Source organism: Halomonas maura, assembly GCF_030409305.1.
GTDB lineage: Bacteria > Pseudomonadota > Gammaproteobacteria > Pseudomonadales > Halomonadaceae > Halomonas > Halomonas maura.
Genome location: NZ_JAUFPQ010000031.1, coordinates 46072 through 61356, shown reverse-complemented (window position 1 = coordinate 61356; position 15285 = coordinate 46072). Strand labels below are relative to the sequence as shown.

The window sequence follows — 15285 nt, the reverse complement described above, 5'->3', positions numbered from 1 at the left end:
TGCGCAGGGGCCCCTGGAGGCCGTCATGTTCAAACGACTCTCGTCCGGCATCGCCCGCTGTGAAGGGGCGATCGCGGCGGGACTGGCCGCGCTGATCAGCCTGCTGATCCTGCTCAATATCGCCACCCGCTCGCTCGGCCATGCCCTCTACTGGACCGACGAACTGGCCATCCACGCCATGATCTGGATGACCTTCTTCACCACCTCGGCGGTGCTCAAGCGCCGCGAAGGGGTCGCCGTGACCCTGCTGGTCGATGCCCTGCCGGATGGCATGCGCCAAGGGCTGCACCTCTTCGTCGACGCCATGGTGCTGTTCTTCGCGCTCTTCCTGGCCGTGCTGTGCTGGCGCTGGTACGACCCGGCGACCCTGTGGGCCACCGGCTTCGATCTCCAGGCCTTCCAGGGGGAGACCTTCAACTTCATCTACTCCGAAACCTCGCGCACGCTGGGCATTCCCAAGTTCTGGGCCTGGCTGTGCCTGCCGATCTTCGCCGTCTCGCTCGCCCTGCATGCCGTCGTCAACCTGATCGACGGCGTGAAGGGCCTGGTGGGCGCGGAAAGGAGGCTCGCATGACTCTCGTCGTCTTCGCCGTCCTGCTGTTGGGCGCGGTGCCCATCGCCCTGGTGCTGGCGCTCACCGCCGCCTGGTACATCGCCGATTCCGGCAACATCCTGCTGTTCGCCTCCTATCCCCAACAGCTGTATGGGGCCATAGAGAACTACGGCCTGCTGGCCATCCCGCTGTTCATGCTCGCCGGCGAGCTGATGAACGAGGGCGGGCTGACCCGGCGGCTGATCGACCTGGCGCGGATCCTGGTCGGCGGCTTCCGTGGCGGGCTGGTCTACATCAACCTCGTCGCCAACATGATGATGGCCGCGATCGTCGGCTCGGCGGCCTCGCAGATCGCCATCATGTCGCGGGCCATGGTCCCGGCCATGGAAGAGGACGGCTACGACAAGCCGTTCGCCGCGGCCATCACCGCCGCCGGCGGGCTGCTGTCGCCGATCATCCCGCCGTCGATGCTGTTCGTGCTCTACGGAGTGATGGCCCAGGTGCCGATCGCCGACATGTTCATCGCCGGCATCCTCCCGGGGCTGCTGATGGGAGGACTGTTCTTCCTGGCCATCGCCGCGGTGGGGCTGGTCCAGCAGTATCCCCAGGGCCAGTGGCCGACCCGCGCGCAGGCCCGGCGCTTCCTGCTGATGGGCCTGCCGGCCATGAGCATCCCGCTGATCATCATCGGCGGCATCCTCGCCGGCCTGGCCACGCCCACCGAGTCGGCGGCCCTGGCCTCGCTGGCGGCGCTGCTGATCGGCCGTTATGTCTACCGCGACCTGAGCTTCGCCCGGCTACCCGAGATCCTCAGGCGCACGGCCTTCAATGCCGGCCTGGTGATCATGCTGATCGCCGCCGCCGGGGTGTTCGGCTGGGTGATCGTCTACGAGGAACTGCCGCAGATGGCCGCGGCCTGGATCGCCGGGCTGACCGAGGATCCCTTCGCCTTCCTGATGCTGGTGGTCGGCATCCTGCTGCTGGTGGGCATGATCGTCGACGGTATCGCCGCGCTGATCCTGGTGGTGCCGATCCTGCTGCCGATCGCCCAGAACCAGTTCGACATCAGTGCCTACCAGTTCGGTGTGGTGGTCTGCCTGACTCTGGTGCTGGGATTGCTGACGCCGCCGGTGGGGGCGGGCCTGTTCATCGGCTCGTCGATGACCGGGGTGCCGCCGGGGCGGATCTTCCGCGCGCTCTGGCCCTTCCTGCTGATGAGCCTGGTGGCCCTGGTGCTGCTGGCCTGGCAGCCCTGGCTGACCCTGGTGCTGATCGGATGACCGCCATGACGATGACGACCCTCAGGGCCGAGGCGGCCCTGGACGACGACGCTGCCGCGGCCATGGTGGCCGCCTATCGCGAGGCGGCGGTGGCGCTGCTCGGCCGCCTCAAGGCCGCCCACTGCTCGACGGCCGGGATGCAGCGGCTGACCGTGACCTCGCCGGGCGCCTGGCTGGATCCCCGAGACCCGGCCTGCGACCGGCTCTGGCGCGAGGTCTTCGGCGGCTTCCAGCCGGCAAGCGTTGAGGTTCGGGCGGGGGAGGCGCCGACCATCGGCCTGGCGGTCACCCTGGCGACGGCGTCGCCTCCCGCCTCCGAGGCGGCTCCGGTCTGGCATGGCCTGACCCCGGCCGAGATCGACGCGGCCTACAGCGCCCGGGCGGCCGTGCCGGAGCACCTGGAGATCTTCGAGCGCTGGCGGGACGCGGGGCAGCGTGTCCTGGCCTCGCGAGACGTGCAGCGGGAGCTGGCCTACGGCGAGGCGCCGCTGCAGCGCTTCGACTTCTTTCCCGCGCCTCGGCCGAACGCGCCGCTGCTGGTGTTCCTCCACGGCGGCTACTGGCAGGCCATGGACAAGGCCGAGCACGCGCAGCTGATCGAGGGCCATCTCGACGCCGGCTGGGCGGTGGCGCTGCTCAACTACCGGCTGTGCCCCGAGGCGACGATCGCCGACCAGGTCGACGACGTGCACCTGGCGCTTCGCCACCTCTGGCACCGGGCCGAGCGCTACGGCTTCGACCGGTCGCGGATCCAGGTCTGCGGGCACAGCGCCGGAGGGCATCTGGGGGCCTGCCTGGCCAGCACCGACTGGCCTGCCATGGACCCGGCCATGCCGGGGGATCCCATCCATTCCGCGCTGCTGGTCAGTGGGCTGTACGAGCTCGAACCGATGCGCCACATGAGCTTCGGCCCGCTGCTTGGCCTGCCGGACGCCGAGACGGCGCGGACGCTGAGCCCGCTGCATGCCACCCCCAACCCCGGCCTGCGTCTGCACCTGGCCGTCGGCGAGCGGGAGAGCGAGGAATTCCACTGGCAGTCCCGGGGGCTGGCCGAGCGCTGGGGCGATGCCCTCGACGGCATCGTGGTCTCGAGCGTGCCCGGCACCCACCACTTCTCGGTGATGGAGACCCTGGCCAACGGCGAGCTGCTGGCGGCCTCGCGGGCGCTGATGGCGACCGAGCCGGCGACGCCAACTGACGCCACGGACTGAACGAACTCGGGGGAATGGCCGCCGCTGACGCGGCGGATCGCTCGTCGGCAGCGCTCCCGTGCCCCCGCCCGATCACCCTGGACGGCGCGGAAACGAACGGGGCGAGCATCCGCTGATGCGGACGCTCGCCCCGTTCGTGATACCCGGTAACGCCGGGCCGGGAGTTCCTCCGGCTCGGCCGCCGAGTTCAGTAGCCGAGATAGTGACCGGCGATCAGCGCGATCCAGCACATGGCATAGACCAGCACCATCAGCGGCATGATCACGCGCAGCCACTGGGCATAGGAGACCCGGCCCAGGGCCAGCATGGCCAGGGTGCCGCCCGAGGTGGGCACGATGAGGTTGGTCAGGCCGTCGCCCACCTGGAATGCGGTGATCATCAGCTGGCGGCTCATGTCGATCAGGTCGGCCAGCGGAATCAGGATCGGCATGGTCACCAGCGCCTGGCCCGAGCCGCTGGGCACGAACAGGTTGATGATGCCCTGGATGACGCTGGCGGCCACCGCCGCCAGGGCGGTCGGCATGTCGCCCACCAGGCCGCTCAGGGCGTGGACGATGGTATCGATGATCTGGGCGTCCTTGAGGATGACCTGGATCGACGCCGCGACCCCGATCACCAGGGCACCGGCGGTGACGGTGGAGGCGCCCTCCATCATCTGCTTGACCAGCTCGTTGGCCCCCAGCCCGTTGGCGAAGCCGATCACGATCGCCATCAACAGGAACATCCCGGCGATCTCGTTGATGTACCAGTCGTTGGTGAACACGCCGACCAGCATGACCACCAGGCCGGCCACGAAGATGCCCAGGGTCATCAGGTCGCGGCGCGTCAGGGTGTAGTCCTCGAGTCGCTTGGTGAGCTCGGCGGGCTGGTCGTCGCGATAGTCGATGCGGGTCACGTAGCGGCAGATGAAGGCGCTCAGGGTGGCCAGGCAGCCGATCACCATCAGGGTCCTCAGCCCCCAGCCGGAGAAGGTCGGCAGCTCGCCGATGCCCTGTGCCACGCCGACGGTATAGGGGTTGATCGGCGAGAGGGCGAACCCGACCCCGATGCCGCCCACGGCCATGGTCACGCCGACCAGCCGCGAGCAGCCGATGGCCGTGGCGATCAGCACGCCGATGGGCACCAGGGCGATGTTGTTCTCGAAGCCGACGGCGACGCCGAAGAACCCGTAGATGAAGGTCCCGGCGACGATGATCAGGTTGCGGCTGCGGGTACTATGCTCGGCACCGACCCGGTGGACGGCGACGCCGATGGCGTTCTCCAGGGCCCCGGTGCGCTGCAGGATGTGGAAGAGCCCACCGGCGATGAAGACGATGAACAGGTACTGCGAGGCGGCGATCAGCCCCTCGGGGATGGCCACGAAGATGTTGAAGACGTGGAGATTGGCCACGTCCGCCAGGTAGCGGAAGGAGTCGGGAATGACCGTCGTCCTGCCATTGACCATCTCGCGCTGGAACTCGCCGGCCGGCACGATGAAGGTCATCAGGTAGGCGGCCACCAGGATCAGGAAGATCAGGACCATCGGGTCCGGCACGCGCTGGTACCACTTCGGCGCCGTGGATGCCGATGGTGCCGAGGTCTGGGTCTGTTGTTGAGATTGGCTCATGGTCAACCCTCGCAGCGTTGTCGGTGTTGTAGGTGTAGTCGTGGGGGGTGAAGCGAGTCGGGGAGTGGTGTCATGCCGCGTCGTGGCGCTGGGCCAGGCGGCGGCAGACGCGGACCAGGACCTCGACGGCGGCCGTCAGGTCCTCGGGATCGATGGCCTCGCCGGGATGGTGGCTGACGCCCCCCTCGCAGCGCAGGAAGAGCATGCCGATATCGCACAGCGAGCGCATGGCCAGGCCGTCATGGCCCGCCCCGCTGAACAGCACCCTCGACGGGAGGCCGCTGTCGCGTACCGCGCCCTGCAGTTCCTCGGACAGCCACGCGGAGCACTGCACGGCGGACTGCTCGTAGGTCAGGGCATGGTCGATGCCCAGGCGGGAGGCGGTCAGCGCGGCATCGATGCGCTCGAGCAGCGTGTCCCGGGCCTGGTGGCGGATCGCGTCGCGCGGCGAGCGCAGCTCGATGGACAGGGTGGTGGTCTGGGGAATGACGTTCACCCCGTTGGGGGCGTTCTCGATCTTGCCCACCACGCCGACCAGCTCCTCGGTCTCCCGGCACAGGGCATCCACCAGGCGGATCACCTCGGCGGCGCCGACCAGGGCGTCCTGGCGCACGTGCATGGGCACCGTGCCGGCATGGCCGGCCTGGCCGCGGATGGTTAGCCGGTGGCGTTCGATGCCGGTGATGGCACTCACCACGCCGACCGGCAGGTCCTCGAGCTCGAGCTGGGGGCCCTGCTCGATATGCACCTCGAGGAAGGCCAGGACCCGCTCGGGGGCATAGCGATCCCCGGCGATGCGCTCGGGGTGGCAGCCGAAGGCCTCGAGGGCCTCGCGCAGCGTCACGCCGGCATCGTCGGTGGCCTCCAGCATGGCGTCGTCGAAGGTGCCGGCGAGCACCTTGGAGCCCAGCAGCGTCGAGCTGAAGCGCGTGCCCTCCTCGTCGCTGAAGGCCACCACGTCGATATGGAAGGGCAGCGCGATGGCGTTGTCCTTCAGGTACTTGACCAGCGCCAGCGGCAGGATCACGCCCAGGATGCCGTCGTACTTCCCGCCGTTGGGCACGGTGTCCTGGTGCGAGCCGAGCAGCAGCGTGCGGGCCCCCGGGGTCGCGCTGGCATGACGGCCGATCAGGTTGGCGCCGTTGTCCAGCCGTACCGACATGCCCAGCTCGCGCATCCAGCCGCCCAGCGCCTCCAGGGTGGCGCGGTGTTCCGGCGTGGCGCAGCGCCGGCTGACGCCCTCGCGGTCCGGGTCCCGGGTCTCACTGAAGCGGGCCGCCGTTTCCAGCCACTGCCAGGCCTGTCGGGCGGCCGGTTCGTACGAATGATTCATGGATTCCCCTTGCCGAGGCGGCCGAAATCGGCACCGCCATGGCGTCGTTAATTTATCATGATAAATAGAGGCTAGTGGCGCCCGACGAGCGCTGTCAATCGCTGCCGCTTGCCACACAGGCGCGCCATTTCGGCCGACGGCCGGGCGAAGTCGGGGGAAAACAATTTGTTATGATAAATTCCTTGCGGGGGGGCGCTTGCCCGGGATGCGACGATGGTCTAGTCGCCTGGCATGGCCGGGTCGAGGGGAGGGGGCCTCTCGGCTCGTCGAGCCGACGGCGCGCAGGGCGACGCCCCCGGATGCCTGCCGGGCGGGCCCGCCGGGGGAGGGGAGACTCGGTGGGGTCTAGCTCGAGGGCGCGGTGAAGGGATCGATGGCGTCGGACAGGTCGCGCAGCGCCAGGTACTCGCGGCTCGGGGCCTCGCCGGCGGTGTCGTCGGCGCGGAAGAAGGCCTTGTCGAGGGTGGCTTCCCGCGCCTCCATCAGCGCCTGGGCGGCCTGCATGTGCTCGCTCATGATGCGGCGCGCCTGCTCCATGTCGTCGTCGCGCAGGGCGTCGAGCAGTCGGCGCTGGAAGTCGTAGCCGCGCTGGCGCAGCTCCGGGTAGGGCCGGTCGTAGATCCGCTGGCAGGTCGTCAGGCTCATCAGCAGGCGGATCATGAAGCGACACATCAGCGCCAGCAGGGGGTTGGGGCAGTAATCCACCAGCACCAGGTGGAACTCCAGTTCCTTGATGCGCTGGGTGCGCTCCTCCTCCAGCGAGGCGGGAGGATGGGTGTAGTAGGCCATGACCGCTTCCAGGCGCCGGAAGGCATCGTCGTCCAGCACGCCCTCGAGGCTGGCCACCATGGCCGGCTGGAGCTGCTTGCGGACCTCGTAGATGTCATGGATGGTCGGCGGGCGGAAGAAGAAGTAGTTGCCCAGCAGCTCCATGGCACGGTCGTCGCTGACCTCGCAGATAAAGGCGCCGCCGCCGGGGCCGGTACGGGTCTGGATCAGTCCCTGGGCCGTCAGGCCGCGCAGCGCCTCGCGGATGGTGCCCTTCGAGGCGTCGAGCGCCTCGACCAGGTGGGATTCCTGGGGCAGGCGATCGCCGGGGGCGAGGCCGTGACGCGCGATGTACTCCTTGATCGCCTCGCCGATGATCTCGGGACGGGTACGGCGCGCGGTGTGTCGTGGGGGCTGGCTCATCACTCTCCTTCATGGGCGGGCCGGGATGGCATGGCCGGTGGCGACGGGCCCGATGATCCGTATTCTCCGGTACGCTGTCCAGACGGGTGGGTCCCTCGCTCGGCGGGGCGATTGTCGCCGATCCTGATGTCATGATATTTGTCATGATAAATATTCGCGGCGTTTGGCGCCAATGCCGCCGATGCCTCTCACAGGAGTGTCCCATGACCTTCAGCCTGATCGCCCTGGATCGCGACCGACGGACCCTGGGTATCGCCTGTGCCACCGGGGGGCCCGCCCTGGGCGGCTTCGTGCCGCACCTGCTGGCCGGCGTCGGGGCCGCCATCACCCAGGGCTACAGCACCAGCGTGATGGCGGCCGAGCGCGGCCTGACGAGGCTCGCGGCCGGCGAGGCGGTGACCGCGGCGGTGGCCGAACTGCGTCGCGCCGACCGGGGTGAGGCCTGGCGGCAGTTGGCGCTGATGGATCGTCGCGGCGAGGTGGCGGGCTGGACCGGGGCGAGCAACGTGCCGGTCTGCGATCTGCACCTGGAGCCCGGCCTGGTGGTCGCGGGGAACATGCTGGGCAGCCACGAGGTGGTGCCCGCCATGATCGCGGCCTACCGGCAGGCGATGGCCTCCGGCGAGGCGCTGGCCGAGGCGTTGCTGGCCGCCCTCATCGCTGGCCAGCGAGCCGGCGGCGACCGCCGGGGGCTGGTGTCGGCGGCACTCAAGGTGCGCGCCCCCGGGGGCCTGCCCCTCGACCTGCGCATCGACCACTCGTCGGACGCCGTGACGGCGCTGGGCGAGCTGCATCGGCGGATTCGCCAAGACCAGGCCTTCCAGGCCTTCCTGGCACGCCTGCCCACCGGCGAGGCACCGCATCGCCACTGAGCCGAGGCCTGCCACCAGGCGTCCTCGGCCCGCGTGATCGCTGTTACGCTCAACAAAGAGGTCTACTCCAGGCCGTCCCCTGGGAGGGAAGGGCATGACCCTGGTCGATCAGCTGGCGGAAGCCCATATCCAGCAGGCGCTCGACGGCGGCGCGCTGGACCGCCTGCCGGGTCGCGGCCAGCCGCTGCACCTGGACGACGACAGCCTGGTCCCGCCGGCGCTGCGCGCCGGCTACCGGCTGCTCAAGAACGCCGGCTTCCTGCCGCCGGAACTGGAGCTGGTGCGCGAGATCCGCGAGGTGGAGAGCCTGATCGCCCGACTCGACCATGGCGAGGAGCACAGGCGGGCGTGCGCCCGGCTCGCCCTGTTGCGAAGCCGGCTGGGATCGCGTGGCCGTGAGCCTAGCCTGCTGCTCGAGCGCGGCGAGTACCGGGACAGCCTGATCCGGCGCCTGGACAAGCAGGACTGAGGCGGCCACGTTCGGCGCTGCCCCAGGGCCTCTCGCCCGGGCGCCGTTTCCTGCCCAGGGTCTCGGTGAACAATCGTGCTGCGTGCTTATCAGCTTCGCCGCATCGCGGATCTCCGTCGGCGATGCGGCGATGACCAGGTCCCGGCTGCAGGCGTCACCGAGCGTCATCGGCTTGCCCTCGTTGCTGGCGCCGACCGGCGGATGGGACGGGATCAGTAGTGATCCACGATGTTGCTGGCGCCGTCTCCGTGGGCGCAGTGGCCGCAGCAGTAGACGGCCTGGCCGTGCTGGACCCCGTGGCCGATGATCCGGATGCCGCAGCTGGCGCATTCGGGCGCCAGCTTGTGGATCGCACACTCGAAGCAGTCGAAGGTGTATTCGGTGCCGTCCTTGATCACCTGGAAGGAGTCGTCATAGCCGTTGCCGCAGGTATCACAGGTGCCCATGGCCTTGTCCTCTCGGTTATCCCCATGCGGTGTATGGTGCCCAGGCTGCCTGGAGTATGGGTCACGGCCAACCGGCCCGCCATTGCCCGCCGATGGGGTGCTAGCCGGCCTCGACCCTCAGCGGGCCATTGGTCTTGAGCGACTCCATGGCCACCTGGGTGGCGACGTCACGGAGGCCCTCCATCGGGCTCACGGCCTCGGCGAGGAAGTGCGACAGCGCCCCCAGGCTTTCCACCATCACCTTGAGGAGGAAGTCGTGGTTGCCGGTGACGGTATGGCACTCGATGACCTCCTCCCGGGCCAGCAGGGCCGCCACGGCTTCCCGGGGCGTGTGCATGCGCTGCTTGTCCACCGAGATGAAGATGAAGGCCGTCACCGCCAGTCCCAGGGAGGGCGGGTCCAGCCGCAGCGAATAGCCCTGGATCACGCCCTCCCGCTCGAGCCGCGCCAGGCGTCGCGAACACTGGCTGGGGGAGAGGCTGACCGCCTCGGAGAGGGCGCCGAGGGTGAGGCGGGCGTCGCGCTGCAGGGCCTGGAGGAGCTTCAGGTCGAAGCGATCGAGTGACGTCATTTCTCGTTTTTCGATCCTTGATGCAAAAGTCTTGCACACAAGGTGGTGCCAGGCGCATCAAAACGCAACCCCGCGTCATCCGTCTCCCCCTAGAATGCCCTCAGGCGATTCCCTTTCCTTTCCGGAGACCCGACATGAGCGTGAGCCTGGATCGCGTCCGCGACCTCGACCGCCAGGATCCCCTGGCCGACTTCAAGCGCCGCTTCGCCCTGCCCGAGGGCGTCCTCTACCTCGACGGCAACTCCCTCGGCGCCCAGCCGAGGGCGGCCCGCGAGGCGGTGGACGGCACCCTGGACCAGTGGCGCGACGAGCTGATCAAGGGCTGGAACCAGGGCTGGTTCGATGCTCCCGAGCGCCTCGGCGACCTGATGGCGCCCATCATCGGCGCCCGCGACGGTGAGGTGGTGGTCACCGACAACATCACGCTCAATCTCTTCAAGCTGCTGGGCTACATCACCGGACGATGCAGCGACGGCCGCCGCGCGGTGCTCAGCGAGGGCGGCAACTTCCCCACCGACGGCTATATTGCCCAGGGTTTCTGTCGGATCAGCGGCCATGAGCACCGTTTCCTGCCCGAGGGCGCCGCGCTCGCCGAGCATCTGGATGGCGTGGCCGTGGTGGTGCTGAGCCAGGTCAACTACCGCACCGGGCGGCTGCGCGACATGGCGGCCACCACTCGGCTGGTGCATGACCACGGCGCCGAGGTGATCTGGGACCTGGCCCACTCGGCGGGGGCGCTGCCGGTGGATCTGAACGGCTGCGGCGCGCGCTATGCGGTGGGCTGCACCTACAAGTACCTCAACGGCGGGCCCGGGGCGCCGGCCTTCCTGTACGTCCACCGCGACCACCAGGCCGGCGGCTGGCAGCCGCTCTCCGGCTGGCACGGCCACGCCGCGCCCTTCGCCTTCGACGCCGACTATGCCCCGGCCGGCGACATCACGCGTTTCCGCACCGGGACCCACTCGGCGCTGATCTACAGCGCCCTGGAGGCCTCGCTGGCGATGTGGGCCGAGGTCGACATGCCGGCCCTGCGCGACAAGAGCCTGGCGATGAGCGAGCTGTTCCGCGAGTGCCTGGCCGACCTGCTCGATGTCCACGGCATCGAGGACCTCACCCCGCCCGCCGAGGTGCGGGGCAGCCAGGTCTCGCTGGTGGACACCGAGCATGGCTACGCCATCGTCCAGGCGCTGATCACCCGCGGGGTGATCGGCGACTACCGCGAGCCGGGGCTGATGCGCTTCGGCTTCACGCCGCTCTACCTGAGCTTCGAGGACGTCTGGCAGGCGGCGCGGCATTTCCGCGAGGTGGTCGAGAGCGGCGAGTACCGGGAGCCGCGCTTCCAGGTGCGCAGCGCGGTGACCTGACGTCAGGGAAAGCAAGGAGAGCGCATGTCATGACCGACGAGGCCCTGGACCACGCCTACTCGCCGAGCCGCTTCGCCCGCGACGTCGAGGCCACCCTGGCGCGCCAGGCGGCGGCCGGGCAGGCACTGGCGACGCGCCTGTGCCCCCTAGAACTGGTCGACGGCGACGATCCGGCGGCCCGCCTGGACCTGTTCGTCCCCGAGGGCGCGGGCCCCTGGCCGCTGATGGCGTTCATCCACGGCGGCTACTGGCAGGAGCTGGATCACACCGCCACCGACTTCCTGGCCGAGCGCTATCTGGCCCGCGGCATGGCCTTCGCCTCGCTGGGCTATGGCCTGGCGCCGGCGACGTCGATCGAGGTCATGGTCGGGCAGTGTGCCCGCGGCCTCGAGATGGCCCTCGTGGCCCTCGATGAGCGCGGCGGCGCCGGGCCGGTGACCCTCGGCGGCCACAGCGCCGGCGCCCAGCTGGCCTGCCGGGTGGCCGCCGCGGGCGGGGTACGCGTCGATGCCCTGCTGCTGGTCAGCGGCGTCTACGACCTGACCCCATTGGTGGACACCTATGTCAACGCGCCTCTGGGCCTCGATCGGGCCCGGGCCCGATCGTTGAGCCCGCTGTTCGACGATCTTTCGGCGCTGCCGCCCGCCCGGGTGGCGATCGCCGAGCACGATACCCCGGCCTTCCGCCGCCAGGGCGCCGACTTCGTGACCGCGCTGCGTGCGGCCGGCCGCGAGGCGGCGCTCGTCGACCTGCCGGGCTGCGATCACTTCGACATTCTCGACCACCTATAGGCCGCCGCAGGCGGCCACCACAACAACGACAGTGGAGTCGTGAAGCGACTCCCCATGGATCCTTTCGTCATGAACAACACAAGAGCGCAATTTTCCTCTCGCTTCGGCTTCCTGATGGCTGCAGCCGGTGCCGCCGTGGGCCTCGGCAACGTCTGGAGCTTCCCGTCCATGGCCGCCAACAACGGCGGCGGCGCCTTCCTGCTGCTGTACCTGGTGATGGCCTTCGTGCTGGCCTACCCGGCGCTGATGGCCGAGCTGACCCTGGGCCGCCATGCCCAGAGCGGCATCATCACCGCCATGTCTCGGGTCGGCGGTGACGGCGGTGCCGGCCGCCTGGGCGCCGGCATCGGCGTGCTGGCGATCCTCACCGCCTGCCTCGGCCAGGCCTTCTATGCCATCGTCACCGGCTGGCTGATCGGTGACACCCTGACGCCGCTGTTCGACCTGCTGGGCCTCGAGGCCTGGGCCGCGCGGCTCGACGCCGCCGGGTTCTGGAAGGACTGGGGGCTGGCCAGCCTGGCCATGCTGGTGACGGTCGGCGTAGTGCTGGCCGGCGTCAACAAGGGCATCGAGCGCTGGTCCAAGCGCCTGATGCCGATGCTGATCGTGCTGATGCTGGTGCTGATCGTGGTGGTCATGACCCTGCCCGGGGCCACCGGCGGGCTCGCCGCCTACCTGGTGCCGGACTTCTCGCGGGTCACCGGCCAGCTGGTGATGGATGCCATGGGCCAGGCCTTCTTCTCGCTGTCCATCGGCGTCGGCGCCATGGTGATCTACGGCTCCTACCTGAGCCGTGAGGCCAGCCTGCCGAAGACCGGTGCCCAGGTGATGTTCATCGACATGGGCGTGGCCTTCATCGGGGGCCTGCTGATCGTGCCCTCGATGTTCGTGGCCGACGAGCTGGGGGTGGACATCTTCGATGCCGGCGGGCAGCTGCAGAGCTCCTCGACCCTGCTGTTCGACGTCATGCCGGCGATGTTTGCCCAGCTGGGGGGCCTCGGCGCCGGGCTCGAGGTGCTGTTCTTCGCCCTGCTGGCGATCGCCGCCCTGACCTCGATGTTCCCGGTGCTGGAGGTGCCGGTGGCGACCATCGTCGAGACCGGGCGGGTCTCGCGGCGCTGGGCGACCCTGCTGATGGGCGGGGTGATCTTCGCGATCTCCACGCTGATCCTGGCGCACTTCGAGACGCTGTTCGGCTGGGCGATCACCGTTACCATCAACTACAACATGCCGCTGATCGGCGCCCTGGTGTGCCTCTACGTCGGCTGGCTGCTGTCGCGCAACGCCAAGCTGCAGGAGCTGCGGCGCGGGGCGCCGGAGATCGAGGACACCCTGTTCTGGAAGCTGTGGCCCTGGTATATCCGCTTCGTCTGCCCGGTGTTGCCCATCGTCGTGCTGGTCAACGGGCTCTAGGCTTGCCGGCGCTCGGCTGGCTTGCTTGACTGACGGGGGCCGCGGGACTGCGGCCCCGTCTGCCATTGGGAGTCCACGCATGTCGCAACCGCTCACCCGTCACAACCGTCCCCGCCAGGTCCTCGACGCCATCACCGCCGTCAATGCCGGCCTCTCCGCCGAGGATCGCGCCGCCAAGTACGCCAAGCTGGCCGAGTCGCCGTACCGCTTCTTTCGCGGCACCAACCACCTGTACTGGGCCGACGTCTGGCACGACTGGCGCTTCGCCCTCTACGGCGGCCTGCCGGAGACCCAGACCTGGCTGCAGGGCGACGCCCACGCCTACAACTTCGGCGCCTACGGCCATCACGACGATGCCGTGCGCTACGGCATGGACGACTTCGACGATGCGCTGATCGGCGACTACCAGTACGACCTCTGGCGCCTGGCCATCAGCCTGGTGCTCGACGCCCGGGAGAACGCCGAGCTCTCCGGCAAGGGCGCCCACAAGGCCCTCGATGCCCTGGTCGAGGCCTATGTCGACGAGCTCGCCGGGCATGTCCGCGGCGAGGAGCCCCTGGCCGTGACCCGGGAGACCGCCAAGGGGCCGCTCGCCCCCTTCCTGGAGAAGGTGGCCGCCAAGCGCAGCCGGGCGAAGATGCTCGACAAGTGGACCACGCTCGGCGAGGACGGCAGGCGCTTCGCCGTCGAGGACCGCCCGGACAAGCTGGCCCGGCTGCCGGCCCACCAGGCCAGCCAGCTGCGCAAGGCCATCGAGGAGGAGTACCGCCAGACCCTGCGCGGCGCGCGTGCCGAGGCCGAGGGGGACCACTTCCGGATCAAGGATATGGCCCGGCGGCTCGACGCCGGGACCGGGTCGCTGGGGCTCGAGCGCTTCTACGTGCTGATCGAGGGCGGCCGGGACCACGAGCACGACGACGTCATCCTCGACATCAAGCAGCAGACGCCCCCGGAGGGCTGGCGGCTGATGAACGCCGCCGAGAAGCGCGCCTGGCGCCGCGCCTTCCCCCACGAGGGGGCGCGCCACGCCGCGGCCTTCAGCGCCATCGCCGAGCACCCGGACCTCTACCTGGGCTGGCTGCACCTGGGCGAGACGGTGTTTTCGGTACGCGAGCGCTCGCCCTTCAAGGACGACTTCCCGACCCACAAGCTCGACGGCGCCAAGCCCTACCGCAAGCTGGCCCGGCAGTGGGGCCGGATCCTCGCCCGCGAGCACCTGCGCGGCGCCCGGGCATTGCACCCGGACGACCCGGCGCGCTTCGCGCGCAGCGTCTGCGCGCGGATCGAGGGGCGGCTGGACCACTTCGTCGCCATGGTGGCGACCCTGGCGCTGAGCTATGCCGACTGCGTCGGCCAGGACTATCGCACCTTCGTGGAGGCCGAGGCGACGGTCGAGGAAGAGGTCACGGCCGGCTAGCGGTAATCGCCGCTCAGCAGCCGGCCGGCTCCCGGCACCCGGGGCTCCAGGTCGAGGGCCCTGAGCATCTGGAAGACGGTACAGGTGGCGGCGGAGACCACCGGCAGTCCCAGGCCGTCCTCCACCGTCTGGATCGCCGCCAGCGACGGCATCTGCACGCAGGCCGACAGCACCATGGCGTCCGCCTCGCGAAGGTCCAGGCGACGCACGATGTCGACCAGGGCCATCGGGTCGCGGCGACCGACCTCCAGGTTGTCGGGGATCTCCAGGGCGATGCTGTCGACCACCCGGATGCCCTCGGCCTCGATGTAGTTCACCACCATCCGCGTCAGCGCCGGCATGTAGGGCGTGATGATGGCCACGCGCCGGGCGCCCAGCGTCGCCAGGCCCTCGGTGAGGGCCCCGGCGCTGCTGACCACCGGGGTCGGCTGGCCGTTGGCGACGGACACCTCGTGCAGGCGCCGCTGGGAGTCGCGGTGATAGCCCCGGCCACGGCTCATGATCGCCACCAGGCAGGCATAGCCCATCACGTCGACCGCGGCGTCGGAGAGCTCCAGGGCGCAGCGCTCGGACGCATCGTCCATGGCCGCGAGTTCCTCGCGGGTCACCTGCTTCATGCGCATGCGGCTGGAATGGAAGGTGAAGCGCTCCGGCGCCACCGCCTCCCGGGCGCGCAGCAGCGCCGGGATCTCGGTCTCCATGGTGGTGTTGGAGCTCGGCACGATCTGGCCGATGCGATAGGCCGTGGCAGGCATGGCGGTTCCTCTC

15 protein-coding genes are annotated in these 15285 nt (G+C 69.6%); 9 read left to right on the top strand and 6 right to left on the bottom strand.

Annotated elements, in window-relative coordinates:
• Nucleotides 1–25 precede the first annotated feature (25 nt).
• Genes QWY76_RS19190 through QWY76_RS19180 form a run of 3 tightly spaced genes read left to right on the top strand, consistent with a single transcriptional unit; the run spans nt 26 to nt 3044 of the window.
• Nucleotides 26–574, top strand: coding sequence for a TRAP transporter small permease (locus tag QWY76_RS19190; protein WP_290313142.1), 549 nt, complete (start codon nt 26–28; stop codon nt 572–574).
• Nucleotides 571–1833, top strand: a complete 1263-nt coding sequence (locus QWY76_RS19185; protein ID WP_290313141.1) for a TRAP transporter large permease — start codon at nt 571–573, stop codon at nt 1831–1833. Before QWY76_RS19190 ends, QWY76_RS19185 begins: the two co-directional genes overlap by 4 nt.
• 5 nt (nt 1834–1838) lie before the next feature.
• Nucleotides 1839–3044, top strand: a complete 1206-nt coding sequence (locus QWY76_RS19180; RefSeq protein ID WP_290313140.1) for an alpha/beta hydrolase — start codon at nt 1839–1841, stop codon at nt 3042–3044.
• A 187-nt stretch (nt 3045–3231) separates the two neighbouring features.
• Here QWY76_RS19180 and QWY76_RS19175 read toward each other — a convergent pair whose 3' ends face one another.
• From QWY76_RS19175 to QWY76_RS19165, 3 genes are all read right to left on the bottom strand, one after another.
• Nucleotides 3232–4650 (bottom strand): YfcC family protein, encoded by a 1419-nt coding sequence (locus QWY76_RS19175; RefSeq protein ID WP_290313139.1) that lies wholly within the window; start codon nt 4648–4650, stop codon nt 3232–3234.
• A 70-nt stretch (nt 4651–4720) separates the two neighbouring features.
• Complete coding sequence (locus QWY76_RS19170) at nt 4721–5983, bottom strand: allantoate amidohydrolase (RefSeq protein ID WP_290313138.1); 1263 nt, start codon at nt 5981–5983, stop codon at nt 4721–4723.
• Nucleotides 5984–6328: 345 nt separating this feature from the next.
• The gene (locus QWY76_RS19165; RefSeq protein ID WP_290313137.1) at nt 6329–7174 is read right to left on the bottom strand and encodes a FadR/GntR family transcriptional regulator; all 846 of its coding nucleotides are present in this window, start codon (nt 7172–7174) and stop codon (nt 6329–6331) included.
• Nucleotides 7175–7377: 203 nt separating this feature from the next.
• Between QWY76_RS19165 and QWY76_RS19160 the strand changes: the two genes are divergently transcribed.
• Nucleotides 7378–8046 (top strand): DUF1028 domain-containing protein, encoded by a 669-nt coding sequence (locus QWY76_RS19160; protein ID WP_290313136.1) that lies wholly within the window; start codon nt 7378–7380, stop codon nt 8044–8046.
• Between the two features lie 94 nt (nt 8047–8140).
• Entirely contained in the window at nt 8141–8515 is a 375-nt protein-coding gene (locus QWY76_RS19155) for a DnaJ family domain-containing protein (protein ID WP_290313135.1), read from the top strand.
• 212 nt (nt 8516–8727) lie between these two features.
• On the opposite strand, the gene QWY76_RS19150 is transcribed toward QWY76_RS19155, so the two are convergent.
• Both QWY76_RS19150 and QWY76_RS19145 read right to left on the bottom strand, forming a co-directional pair.
• Nucleotides 8728–8961: a metallothionein gene (locus tag QWY76_RS19150; RefSeq protein ID WP_290313134.1), complete on the bottom strand. Its 234-nt coding sequence runs from the start codon at nt 8959–8961 to the stop codon at nt 8728–8730.
• Nucleotides 8962–9061: 100 nt separating this feature from the next.
• Complete coding sequence (locus tag QWY76_RS19145; protein WP_290313133.1) at nt 9062–9532, bottom strand: Lrp/AsnC family transcriptional regulator; 471 nt, start codon at nt 9530–9532, stop codon at nt 9062–9064.
• Nucleotides 9533–9666: 134 nt separating this feature from the next.
• Between QWY76_RS19145 and kynU the strand changes: the two genes are divergently transcribed.
• The 4 genes from kynU (at nt 9667) to QWY76_RS19125 (ending at nt 14517) form a co-directional block, all read left to right on the top strand.
• Nucleotides 9667–10896 (top strand): kynureninase, encoded by a 1230-nt coding sequence (gene kynU, locus QWY76_RS19140; protein WP_290313132.1) that lies wholly within the window; start codon nt 9667–9669, stop codon nt 10894–10896.
• Between the two features lie 29 nt (nt 10897–10925).
• Nucleotides 10926–11687, top strand: a complete 762-nt coding sequence (locus QWY76_RS19135; protein ID WP_290313131.1) for an alpha/beta hydrolase — start codon at nt 10926–10928, stop codon at nt 11685–11687.
• A 69-nt stretch (nt 11688–11756) separates the two neighbouring features.
• Entirely contained in the window at nt 11757–13100 is a 1344-nt protein-coding gene (locus QWY76_RS19130) for a sodium-dependent transporter (protein WP_290313130.1), read from the top strand.
• A gap of 79 nt (nt 13101–13179) precedes the next feature.
• Nucleotides 13180–14517, top strand: a complete 1338-nt coding sequence (locus QWY76_RS19125; protein WP_290313124.1) for a DUF2252 domain-containing protein — start codon at nt 13180–13182, stop codon at nt 14515–14517.
• Here the strand turns inward: QWY76_RS19125 and QWY76_RS19120 are convergent.
• On the bottom strand, nt 14514–15272 hold the full coding sequence (locus QWY76_RS19120) for a maleate cis-trans isomerase family protein (protein ID WP_290313123.1): 759 nt from the start codon (nt 15270–15272) through the stop codon (nt 14514–14516). The genes QWY76_RS19125 and QWY76_RS19120 overlap by 4 nt on opposite strands.
• Between the last annotated feature and the right edge of the window lie 13 nt (nt 15273–15285).